An 11,976-nucleotide genomic window follows, 5' to 3' on the forward strand; every position below is an offset into this window, starting at 1 on the left:
TAAACTTTTTAGATTAGTTTTATAATTTATCGTCTCGTCTTTTCTGTAAACCTAGAAGAAACCTAAGACATAAAGCTTTATTAAAAACTTCTATTCTGTAAAAATATCCGCCTCTTTAAGGTATTGTAATCCTTTATCTTTTTCGTTTAAAATTCGTTTTGTACGCAAGTAACGATTATAGTTATACTCATCGAAATCGTCAGCAGTGGTATCCATTGTGCTAATGTGCACATCACCCATAGAATGTATAAATTTATGATCACCAATCCACATGCCTACATGAATCACTCTTTCCTTGCTAGAATCTGTTGCAGGTTTACCAAAAAATAACAAATCTCCCGCAACAAGATTCTCAAAATTCTTGGTAGAATCTACTAAAACTCCGGTATGAATTTGCTGTGAAGCATCACGTGGAATTACCATTCCGTTTAAGAAATATACCGTTTTTGTAAAACCACTACAATCTACTCCTTTTGGTGAAGTCCCTCCCCACAAATAAGGAAGTCCCATCAATTTCTCGCCTGTTTCAACTAATGTTTCACCATTAACATCTAAATCTGCTAACCAGGTTTTATAAGGTTTTGCATCAAATTCTGGTACAAAAGCCGTTCTGCCATCAGGATAAGTTATTTCATAAAAATTACCTTTTTCTGAAGTTAACTCTAAAACGTTTCCGGCTACAAGATCGGAAACTACCTCAGCGTCATTACTAGGTGATTTTAGCGATTTTCCGTAAGGATTTAAATAGATCAGCTTTTCTTTCGATTTCCAGTCAGAAAACTCTTCTTTGGTCATATTCTGAATGCCTCCATAATCTACCCAAGCCAAATACCCTTCAGGAGTTTGAATATAATACCAGCTTCCCTCCTTTTTATACACTTTTACCGGCATTCCCAATGTAGCTTGCGTTACCAGTTGCGCTGCGTGCCGCGGTTCTTCACGAAGATTTGCTACTGAAATCTTGATCACCCCCATCGTTTGATTTTCTAAACCTTTCTCATCTGGCAAAGTTTGAATATTTGAAGTGAATTTTATGCCTTTTTGGTTCAGTGTTTTTTCCAGGTCATCCGCCGCTTCTAGCATATTGGTTTCGCCTTCGATCTTAAAACCGTCAGCATTTTTTTCTGCTTCAACATCAAATAAGGCTACTCTTCCATCTGGAGCATATACATTTTCCAAACTATCAATAACTATTTGTGCCTCGTTTTTTTCTTCGGAAGTATTTTCTGCTTTCTCGTTGCAGCTTACCAAAATACCTGCTAAAGCCAGGGTCCAAAAACTATATTTTTTTATCTTCATTTTTACTGAATTTCAATCTTATTCAAATTTAAACAATTTTACTCCGGTACCATTTTCCGTAGGATAAATCACTTTTTCTGAAGTGATTTTCACTCCGGTTGCTGTATCGTTTTTTAAAAGCAAAGCACCGTCCATATCTACATAATCTAACATTGGGGCGAGTTGCGCAATCGCTGAAATCCCAACAGTAGACTCAGTCATACAACCTACCATGGTTTTTAAACCAAGTGATTTTGCCTTAGCAATCATTCGTAAAGCCGGGGTAATTCCACCACACTTAGTGAGTTTAATGTTTACCCCATGAAAATAATCGGCACACTTTTCAACATCGCTTTCTATGATACAACTTTCGTCGGCAATTACAGGTAAAGCTGAATGCTCAAAGAGCAGTTTTTGTCCATCATAATCCTCAACCGGAAGTGGCTGTTCTAAAAATTCAACATTTAATTCCTTTAAAATATGGCTATTTTCGATCGCCTGTTTTGCATTCCACGCCACATTTGCATCGATCCTGAAAATCGATTTTGTATGTTTTCGAAGCGCTTTTATAATATCGATATCATGATCGGTTCCCAACTTGATTTTATACAATGGCCAGGGAAAATCTTTAATTTTACGAATCATTTCTTCGGTTGAAGCAATTCCTATTGTATAACTGGTTTGCGGTACTTCAGAAGGATCAAGATTCCACAATTTGTGCAGGGGTTTTTGCTGTCTCTTTCCATAAAGATCATGCAATGCCATATCTAACGCACAAAGCGCGAAAGTTTCAGTCTTTAATTCAGGATAAAGCTTTTCCCAAATCATTTCCGGAGGTTCTTCGATATAATCTTCGACAATTTTTTCGACTTTTTTTAAAGACCGAATCATCCCCTCTACCGTCACTCCGTAATATGAAGTTGCGGCAGCTTCGCCAAAGCCGGTAAAACCATCGTGAGATACTGAAACCACCAAACTTGGCTGCACATCTCGCGATGCATGACTTATCCTAAAGGTGTCCTTTAACTGCAACTGATATTGGTGATATTCGATCTTCATTTTATCAATCTATTCTAAAATGATTTCTTTAAAATCACTTTGATTTCCGGTACGATCTACGGCTGTAATTCCGATTTTCGATAATTTCACTTTCTTTTGTCCAACAAGGTAAGAAAGCGTGGTTTTTAGTTCTGAAAGCTGATCGTTATTCAGGATTTTGAAGTCCCATTTACTGCCTTCGTATTGAAAATATAAAACCCATTTAAAGACGTCATTTTCATCTGGATGCTGCCAAGAAATTCTAAGCGTATTTCCATCAAGATTAGTTAAAACTTCAGGTGATTTTGGAGCTTTATCATCTATCCACGGACTTGCTGGTATCAAAGCCGGTTTTCTAAAATAATTTTCAGCTAAAGCTTTTTCAGCTTCTTTATTATTCATCAAAGCCTTAAGGTTCCAAAGTACTGCTCCGGGATCTTTAGCTAACATTCCGCGAGTAATCATTATCTGATTAAACAGTTCGTTTTCGTAAACTTCTTCCTCGATTAGCCCGGCATTAATTCCCGGCCAAACATGTCGATTTTTGGTGTTCTCCTCTTTCCACCAGTTTAATAAGACTGGGAAGCTTTGCGGAGTTTGATCGGTTTTCCAATATAACTGCGGCGTAAGATAATCTACCCAACCTTCGTTTAGCCATTTTTTTGCATCGGCGTACAACTTTTCATATTGATCGTAACCTACGATAGATTGCGGATAACCGGGACGCCAGATTCCAAACGGACTAATCCCGAATTTTACAAAATCTTTCTCTTTTTTAACCAATTTCGCTACACGCTCAATAAAATCATCTACGTTTTTACGACGCCAGTCTCCCCTACTTAATTTTCCTCCTTCAGTCTTATAAAAATTCCAACTTTTATCGTCCGGAAAATCTTTACCTCCGTTATACGAATCATACGGGTAAAAATAATCGTCAAAATGAATTCCATCAATATCATATCGATTCACCAAATCTTCGACAACTGCTGAAGTACGATCCTGAACATCTTTACGGGCAGGATCCATCCAATACATTCCGTTTTGCAATTTCACTACCATTTCGGGATTGGTTTTTACTATGGAAGCATCGCTAATTTCGCCTCCGGTGGTATGATAGGCTCGATATGGGTTTAACCAAACATGTAATTCCATTCCTCGTTTATGGGCTTCGTTTATCCAAAAATTTAAAGGATCATAATAAGGTTGGGGAGCTTTTCCCTGAGTGCCATTTAAAAAATAAGACCAAGGTTCCAAATCACTTTGATAAAGCGCGTCGGCTTGTGGCCGCACTTGAAAAATTACTGCGTTGTAATTATGATTCGATAAAAAATCGAGTAATTTTATCGCTTCTTGCTGTTGCTGTGCAGTTGGCAAACCCGAACGTGATGGCCAGTTGATATTTGCGACCGTTGCTATCCATGCGGCACGAAACTCAGCCACATCAATTGGGGATTCATTTTTTAAAATTTCTTTTTCAACTTCAACAGTATCGGGTAATTCTTCTGAATTTACTTCTGCAGGTGTTGTAGTATTGATCCCGTCAGTTTTATCTTCAACCGGAATCTCGGTTTCCACAGCTTCTGGTTTATTTTCCGACTCTGAATTTTGAACTTTTTGCTGAGTTTTGCAGGAGGAAATTATCAGAAAACAAACGATAAATATGTAGGATCTTTTAAAAAACAAATGCTGACGCATAAATTTGGTTTAGAGTTAGCTATGAATAGAAGTAAACATAAAAAATTAAAATAAATTTTATTGAGTGTGTAAACTTTATTTATAACTAAAAAACGTATTCAAAATCAACCAATTTTGAATACGTTTATCGATCTAAAAAAGATTACTATTCGGTATCCCACCACAGTGGTGTAGTTAACCGAATTGCAGGATTATTATTAGGCATATTTTTGTAATTACGAGCTTCTTCATTAGATTCATACATCATCGCTCTTATCCAATCATCTTCGTTTGGAAAAATACTTACATTTACATTATCTGGACGCTCTAAGCCCGGATAAATTGCTGAACTATAATCCATTCTTCTAAAATCTACCCAAGTTTCCGGATTTAACATATTTGCTATATATTTTTGCACAAAAATTTGTGTTAACCCAAAATTTTCCTGTCCAATTTCTTCATCGATTTTTGTTATATAAGTTGAAATTTCTTCAGAAGGAATATTTAATTTTTGAAGATCGGCTTCTACTCCAGTTTTATAAGCTGCATATGCTCCTGCTATATCACTACTTCTAAATTTGGCTTCAGCTTCAATAAATTTTACTTCAGAAAAAGTCATCATATACGTTGGTGAATCTGGTGAAGTATAAAAACCTCCATATCCAGTAGAGTAATTATCAGCATCATTAAGTTTAGGGTCATTATTAATTCCGGCACCTGTTTTTACACCATAATATCCTCCATTTTCGGCCTCGGTAACAATACGAGTTAATCGCGGATCTTGAAATTCTTCATCGATATTTAATGGATTTTTAAGTAATTCTACAAAAAATTCAGAAAAGAAATCGAATCGGGTGGAACCATAACCATCTTCACTAAAAGGCTGGTTATCGTTACTGGCTTCTCCTCCTCCATACTGAATTAACGCATTATCTTGGTTTGAAGTGAATCCCTTCTCAATAGCACTTATAACAGCTTGTGGATCGTAAGCATGTTCTCCTGAAGATTTTTTGGTTAAATGATTTAAATATCTTGCCTTTATTGAATATGCAAAACGCTTCCATTGTTCAGTATCTCCATTAAATAGGATATCCCCTTCTTCATCATTTAATCCAATTTCGGATTCCTGATCTAATTCAGCAATAGCTTCATCTAGAAGAAGAAAAATTCTTTCATAAACTTCTTCCTGAGTCGAAAATTCAGGCTCTAGAATTATGGTTCTTTCTGGATCGTAACTATCTTCCATTACAATTGATCCGTATTGATCGGTTGCCATCCCGAAAATATAAGCTCGTAAAATTTTACCAACAGCAGTATAGTGTGGTGAATTATATTGTTCCCCTAGATAAATAAGGTCTGCTGTATTAGGCAAGGCATATACATATACGTTTTGCCACAAATAATAACTTCCAGTAGTTAAATAAGTATTCCATGATTCTGAATAATAGGCTGGGGTATTTTGTGAACCGTACTGAACAATCCCTAGCACTTCTCTTATTCCTCGATATTGAGCAGTTGCCACCGTATTTTCTATGGCTCCTTCTATTCGATATTGCGGTGCTAAACCTGTTGTAGAAGGTTGTGTTTCTGAACTGTTTACATCAAAATAATCATCGCTACATGAAAACGACAACATCAGTACTGAAATAGCCAATATATAGTTATAAATATTCTTCATAATTTCTAAAATTTAAATCGTAAACCCATATCAAAACCTCTGGTATTCGGTGTTCCTAAATTATCGATCCCTACAGAACCCGCTCCTTGAATTCCGGCTCCAAACGTATTTACTTCCGGATCTACCCCACTATAATCGGTAATGGTAAAAAGGTTTCTTCCGGTTACTGAAAGTTGTGCTGACACAATATGTAGTTTATCCAAAAAATCGCTAGGTAAATCATAAGACAGTGTTACATAACGTAGCCTTGTAAAAGAAGCGTCTTCAATAAAATTTTCCGCATTTTGAGAATAATAATTTTGATAGTATTGCTGATCGGTTATTTGTGTGGTGTTCGGTGAGCCATCGGCATATACTCCTTCAATAACTCTTAAATTATTTCCTGTTCTAGTAAGCGTTTCTTCAGCAAGACCATAATAAGCTAATGCTGATTTTGTAGCATTATAAGCCTCCTGACCTTGTACAAAATCTAATAAAAATGAGAAATTAAAGTTTTTATACGATAAGGTATTGGTTATACCCAGCGTCCAATTCGGTAAGCGATTTACATCCTCAAAAATTACGGTTTCAAATTCAGGAATACCATTAGCACCAATAACTAATTCTCCAGATTCAGTTCTTTTCGGTTTATCGCCTCTTAGCCCGAATAACGATCCTCCTAAGATGGCCGCTCCGGCTGCAGTATTTCCAAATGTCCAAGAATCTGAAAGATAAACTTCATCTAATTGGCCAGGTAACTCGATAACATCACTTCGATTTATCCCTAGATTATAAGTCATGTCCCATTGAAAATTATTATTTCTTGGGAAAATTTTAGCGGTCAATAAAGCTTCTATTCCTTTATTTTCTACAGAACCTCCATTCATAGTTGCATAAAATGTACCTGAAGATGGCGGAACACGAATATCTTTAAGAATCTGATTTTTAGACTTCATGTAATAAAAACTCATATCTAAGCCTATTCTATTTTTAAAAAATCGAGAATCGAAACCAAACTCATAGCTATTCGTAAATTCAGGTTCTAATTCCGGATTTCCTATATCAACTCCGTTGTAGGTGTACGCAGAACTTGCTAAAGAATTAATATCGGTACCTAAAAAGCTTTCAAGTGCTCCAATTGGTGCATCTTTACCTGCCTGAGCCCAAGTTGCTCGGAGTTTTAAATAAGTTAGCCCGTTATCGGATGTAATATTGTGCCCACCTTGACTTAATAAATCACTAAGAACTGCAGAGGTTCCTATAGAAGGATAAAAGAATGAGCGATCTTTTTTAGGTAAAGTAGAACTCCAATCATTTCTTCCTGTAAAATTAAGAAAAAGTGCATCTTTCCAACCAAATTTTACTTCTCCAAACACTCCCACGGATCTTCTTCTTCGTATGATCTCTGAAATAGATTGATTCTCTTTAGAAACATTTCCAATACTATAAATATTTGGAGCTTGAAAACCATCACCATAGGTATAAACAGTATGTATTTTAGAATCTTCTACCATATTTCCTACCAAAGCATCTACTGAAAAATCCTCTGTTATCGCTTTATTGTAGCTTAGTATTAAATTTGAAGTAGTTCGTCTATTTTCACGTTCAAATTGGCTAATGTACCCCTCACTTCTTCTCTCAATTAATGAGCCATCTCCGATAATTCTTTTACTAAATTCTCTAAAATAATCGGTTCCTAATTTGTAAGAAAGATTAAAATCTTCTAGAAAATCGTAGCTAATATTTACAATTCCCAATAATCGATTTACCTTATTATTATTAGGGCTATTTTCCAAACTCCAATATGGATTATCGAAAGTTTGATCGGTATAAAACATTTTTTGCGATCCATCTTCATTGTAATAATCCTGAATATCTATATTTATTGGATACGAAAGTAAACTTCCGTAACTACTCCCACTTGCACTCCCTTGTTTGGTACTAGCAATCTCACTTACAATATAATTGGCCGAAGCACCAATAGTAAGTTTATCGTTTATTTTAGACGATGTATTTATTTTGAATGATGTTTTATCGTAACTCGTTCCATCGATTACGCCTTCTTGAGATAAGTCTCCTATCGAAAGATACATGGTACTTTTCTCGGTCCCTCCGGAATAACTTACATTATGATTCTGAGTAATTGCCGTTTGATAAAAATCATTAATATGATTATATGTTTTAGCACCGGAAGAGACTTCAGGACCGAAACTAAATTCCGATTGATCGACATAATTAAATACTCCTTTGTTAATACTCTGTTTACCCTGACCAAACACTTGCTGAACATCTGGAGTTCCTAAAACTTCATCAACAGAAAATGTTCCGGAATACGAAATAGTACTACTTCCTGCTTTTCCTTTTTTAGTGGTTATAATTACTGCTCCACCAGCTGCTTGAATTCCGTACAATGCTGCGGCTGCCGGACCTTTAAGTACTGAAATGTTTTCGATATCTTCAGGATTCAAATCAGCTGCTCTATTAATACTCGCTACAGTTAAACTAGAACCGGTAGAGTTATCTATTGGAATACCATCTACTACAAATAAAGGTTGATTATCACCTGTTATCGATGTTCCTCCTCGTATTAAAATTACTGATGAAGAACCAGGTGCACCTCCAGAGTTCCCAATAGTTACCCCAGAAACTTTGCCTTGTAAACCGCTCACTACGTTTTTCTGATTACCTTCTAAGACTTCTTCTGAAGAAATCTCCTGAACGGCATACCCAAGCGCTTTTTTCTTTTTTTCAATTCCAAATGAAGTTACCACCACTTCATCTAAACTCTCGGTATCGACGGACATTGTAACGGATAAAGTTGATTGATTAGTGACTGCTATTTCTTTTCTTATAAATCCTACAGAAGAAAATACTAAAACTGAATTATTATCTGGAATTGATAAACTAAAATTACCATCAAAATCAGTAACGGTTCCTGTTTTAGAATCTTTTAATCGAACATTTACACCAGGAAGTGGAATTTGATCTTCATCTACCACTGTCCCAGAAATTTCTCTTTCTTGCGCCCAAATCTGTATTGAAAATACTAAGAGTAGAAAAAGGATTGGTTTCCTTAGTTGGTTTTTCATAGTTGCTCGTTAACAATTAGTTATAAACAAACTTATCATATAAAAACCTTAAAAACAATACAAAATTGCAATTTTTTAATTAAAATGCAGTTTTATATAATAAAAAAATCACAATATGCAATATATTGTTGCATAAAAACTAAATTTTTATTTAATTTAATAAATTATAGTCAATTTAACAATATCTCTTTTTTAACTTAAATTTTAATTAAAATTGAAATATTAGAGACTGATTTTTTATTTAATTCTAATACATGAAAAAAACAGAACGCCATAAAATTATTCTTAACGAAGTTCATTTACATAATCGAGTTCTTTTAAGCGATTTAAAAAATATTATGAATGTGTCTATAGATACGGTTCGTAGAGACCTTATTGAATTAGATAAATCTAAACAACTTAAAAAAGTACATGGTGGTGCGATATCTAATGGTTTTAATATTCAATCTGATCAAAATAGAGAGATTTATGAATACGAAAACAAAACAATTATTGCTAAAAAAGCTATCTCATGTTTAAATCATGGAAATGTTGTGCTTATAACGGGCGGATCTACAAATTTAGAATTAGCAAAATTACTCCCTAAAAAAATGAATCTTACTGTTTTTACTCCTAGCCTACCTATGGCAATAGAGTTATTAAATAACAGCTCTACCTTTAACGATATTCATTTAATTGGAGGGAAGTTATCCAAAGGTTCGCAACTTGCTACTGGGGGAAGCTCTATAAATACATTGAGTGATATTTCAGCCGATATTTGTTTTTTAGGAACCGGTTATGTGGATATCGATAAAGGAATTTCGGAAATTGATTGGGAAATTGCACAAATGAAAAAAGCGATGATTAACTCTTCAAAAAAAGTTATTTCCCTTAGTATTTCAAAAAAATTAAATACTGCAAATCGATATAAAGTATGCAACATTCAACAAGTAAATACACTTATTACCGAATTAGATCCTTCAAATGAAGATCTAAAAAATTACAAAAAAGCAGGCTTAGAACTCCTATAATTTTCGTACTAAAAATTAATACTTATTTACTTTTTTATTATAATTTAAAAGAACATTTCGAACGCTACCATATTTCAGTAATAATTGCTTAGCTTCGGATTGAGGCACCTTTAATTCTTCCATAATCATCTCGGTACCACGCTCTATTAATTTTTTATTAGAAAGTTGCATATCTACCATACGGTTGCCTTTCACCTTTCCTAACTTTATCATAGTACTAGTAGAAATCATGTTTAGCACCATTTTTTGTGCAGTTCCAGCTTTCATTCGAGTGCTACCGGTAACAAATTCGGGACCGGTAACTACTTCAATAGGAAATTCTGAAGCCTCTCCTAATGGGCTTCCACTACTACAGGTTACACAACCTGTTGAAATTCCTTGTTTTCTTGCTTCTTTTATACCACCAATTACATAAGGTGTAGTTCCCGAAGCTGCAATCCCAACCAAAGTATCATTATCTGAAATATTAAATTCCTGAAGATCCTTCCAGGCTTGTTTTGAATTATCTTCTGCATTTTCAACCGCATTCCGCAAAGCGGTATCGCCTCCTGCAATTAAACCAATAACAACATCTGGAGATACCCCAAAAGTCGGTGGACATTCAGAAGCATCTAAAACGCCTAAACGGCCGCTAGTTCCTGCACCAATATAAAATAACCGGCCGCCTTTTTGCATATTTTCAACAATTACTGTTACTAGTTTTTCAATAGCAGGTAGTTGTTTTTGCACATTTTCAGCAATTGTTTGATCTTCTTTATTAATACTTAAGAGTAATTCTGAAGTATTCATTTTTTCAAGATCGTTATAGTTCGATTGCTTTTCGGTATCCGGTTTTTTGCATTCCATGAGATCAAATTAACGCATGCAAGTTCTGATATTTTTTTTCAGAATAAAAAAAGATCTTCAAATTTTAAGCTTAAAAATTATCATAAAAAGAAATTTTTAAAAATATTATCTCAATTTATAGCCTTTTACAGCAAAGAAAAGTATGTATAAATAACAAGGAATTACCACCCAATATGCTTGTTGAAGACCAATGCTATCTGCTAAAGCTCCGTAAGCTAACGGAACGATTGCTCCTCCAGCAATTGCCATAATTAAAAATGAAGAAGCTATTTTAGTAAACCTTCCTAAACCATCTAAAGCTAAAGGCCATATTGCAGGGAAAACTACTGCATTTGCTAAACCTAACATGGATATGCAAACAACGGAAACAAAACCATCTGTAAAAATTGCTGCAAGTCCTAAAAAAATACCTAAAATGGCTGAAATTCGAAGTGCTTTTGCCTGACTAATAAGTTTAGGAATTGTTACCGTTCCTATTAAATAACCAACAATCATGGCAACTAACGTGTATGATGTAAAGTTTTTAGCTATTTCTGTAGCTATGCCTTGACCATTTTTAGCATAAGTAATAACTGTGTCACCCGCTATTACCTCTACCCCAACGTATAAAAACATAGCTAAAGTCCCAAGTAATAAATTTGGAAACTGTAATACACTAGTTTTATTTTTATTAGCCGCAGCTACCATATCATCTTCCTTATCCGTTTCTATTTCAGGTAATGAAGAAAAATATATTAATACAGCTAATAATACCAACACAACAGCCATCACTATATATGGCATCTCAACTCTAGAGGATAAAATATCTAATTCTGCTTCTCGTTCTGCTCCGCTTAATGTACTTAGCTTTGCTTCGATTTTATCCATATTTTTTAAGAGAATAGCCCCTAAAGTTAGCGGAGCCAAAGCGCCGGCAACTTTATTACAAATCCCCATAATACTAATTCGCTTAGCAGCACTATCGATTGGGCCTAAAACTGTAATATAAGGGTTAGCAGCCGATTGTAATAAAGCTAAACCTGTTCCCTGAACAAATAATCCGGTAAGAAATAAGGCATACGTTCTAGAAGCTGCGGCCGGAATAAAAATTAATGCTCCAATGGCCATTACTAACAAACCAAGCCCCATACCCTTTTTAAATCCAGTTTTTTCCAGAACTTTTGCTGAAGGTATTGCCATTACAAAGTATGAAATATAAGATGCAAAAGCGACAAAGAAAGACTGAAAATTATTGAGTTCGTTTGCTGTTCTTAAATAAGGGATTAATACTGAATTTAACCAAGTTACAAACCCAAAAATAAAAAATAAAATACCTATTATAATTATCGATTTACTGGTTTGCGAAGTATTTTTTGTAGCCATCTAATTAATTTTAACCTAGAAT

The 11,976-nt window shown here is 34.7% G+C and carries 9 protein-coding genes; 2 read left to right on the forward strand and 7 right to left on the reverse strand.

The annotated features are described in order from the left end of the window. Positions 1-90: 90 nt before the first annotated feature. From ACN0WI_RS00195 to ACN0WI_RS00205, 3 genes are read right to left on the reverse strand one after another with little or no spacing between them, the layout of a single operon-like run. The gene (locus ACN0WI_RS00195) at positions 91-1,299 is read right to left on the reverse strand and encodes an SH3 domain-containing protein (protein WP_417884585.1); all 1,209 of its coding nucleotides are present in this window, start codon (positions 1,297-1,299) and stop codon (positions 91-93) included. Between the two features lie 18 nt (positions 1,300-1,317). Further along, the gene (locus ACN0WI_RS00200) at positions 1,318-2,337 is read right to left on the reverse strand and encodes a dipeptide epimerase (RefSeq protein ID WP_417884586.1); all 1,020 of its coding nucleotides are present in this window, start codon (positions 2,335-2,337) and stop codon (positions 1,318-1,320) included. A 9-nt stretch (positions 2,338-2,346) separates the two neighbouring features. After that, positions 2,347-3,891: a glycoside hydrolase family 10 protein gene (locus tag ACN0WI_RS00205; protein WP_417884587.1), complete on the reverse strand. Its 1,545-nt coding sequence runs from the start codon at positions 3,889-3,891 to the stop codon at positions 2,347-2,349. Between the two features lie 39 nt (positions 3,892-3,930). On the opposite strand from ACN0WI_RS00205, the gene ACN0WI_RS00210 reads away from it, so the two are divergent. Next, positions 3,931-4,065 carry a hypothetical protein gene (locus tag ACN0WI_RS00210; protein ID WP_417884588.1) on the forward strand — a complete coding sequence of 45 codons (135 nt, stop codon included), beginning with the start codon at positions 3,931-3,933 and terminating at the stop codon, positions 4,063-4,065. A 91-nt stretch (positions 4,066-4,156) separates the two neighbouring features. Here ACN0WI_RS00210 and ACN0WI_RS00215 read toward each other — a convergent pair whose 3' ends face one another. Then, positions 4,157-5,668 (reverse strand): SusD/RagB family nutrient-binding outer membrane lipoprotein, encoded by a 1,512-nt coding sequence (locus ACN0WI_RS00215; protein ID WP_417884589.1) that lies wholly within the window; start codon positions 5,666-5,668, stop codon positions 4,157-4,159. A 5-nt stretch (positions 5,669-5,673) separates the two neighbouring features. Further along, entirely contained in the window at positions 5,674-8,736 is a 3,063-nt protein-coding gene (locus ACN0WI_RS00220; protein WP_417884590.1) for a SusC/RagA family TonB-linked outer membrane protein, read from the reverse strand. A 254-nt stretch (positions 8,737-8,990) separates the two neighbouring features. On the opposite strand from ACN0WI_RS00220, the gene ACN0WI_RS00225 reads away from it, so the two are divergent. After that, a complete protein-coding gene (locus ACN0WI_RS00225; protein ID WP_417884591.1) occupies positions 8,991-9,746 on the forward strand; it encodes a DeoR/GlpR family DNA-binding transcription regulator in 756 nt (251 codons plus the stop codon). Between the two features lie 15 nt (positions 9,747-9,761). On the opposite strand, the gene murQ is transcribed toward ACN0WI_RS00225, so the two are convergent. After that, the gene (gene murQ, locus ACN0WI_RS00230) at positions 9,762-10,592 is read right to left on the reverse strand and encodes an N-acetylmuramic acid 6-phosphate etherase (protein ID WP_417884592.1); all 831 of its coding nucleotides are present in this window, start codon (positions 10,590-10,592) and stop codon (positions 9,762-9,764) included. Positions 10,593-10,697: 105 nt separating this feature from the next. Beyond that, entirely contained in the window at positions 10,698-11,954 is a 1,257-nt protein-coding gene (locus tag ACN0WI_RS00235) for a sugar MFS transporter (protein WP_417884593.1), read from the reverse strand. Between the last annotated feature and the right edge of the window lie 22 nt (positions 11,955-11,976).

The organism is Zunongwangia sp., from assembly GCF_048269745.1.
Classification (GTDB): Bacteria; Bacteroidota; Bacteroidia; order Flavobacteriales; family Flavobacteriaceae; genus Zunongwangia.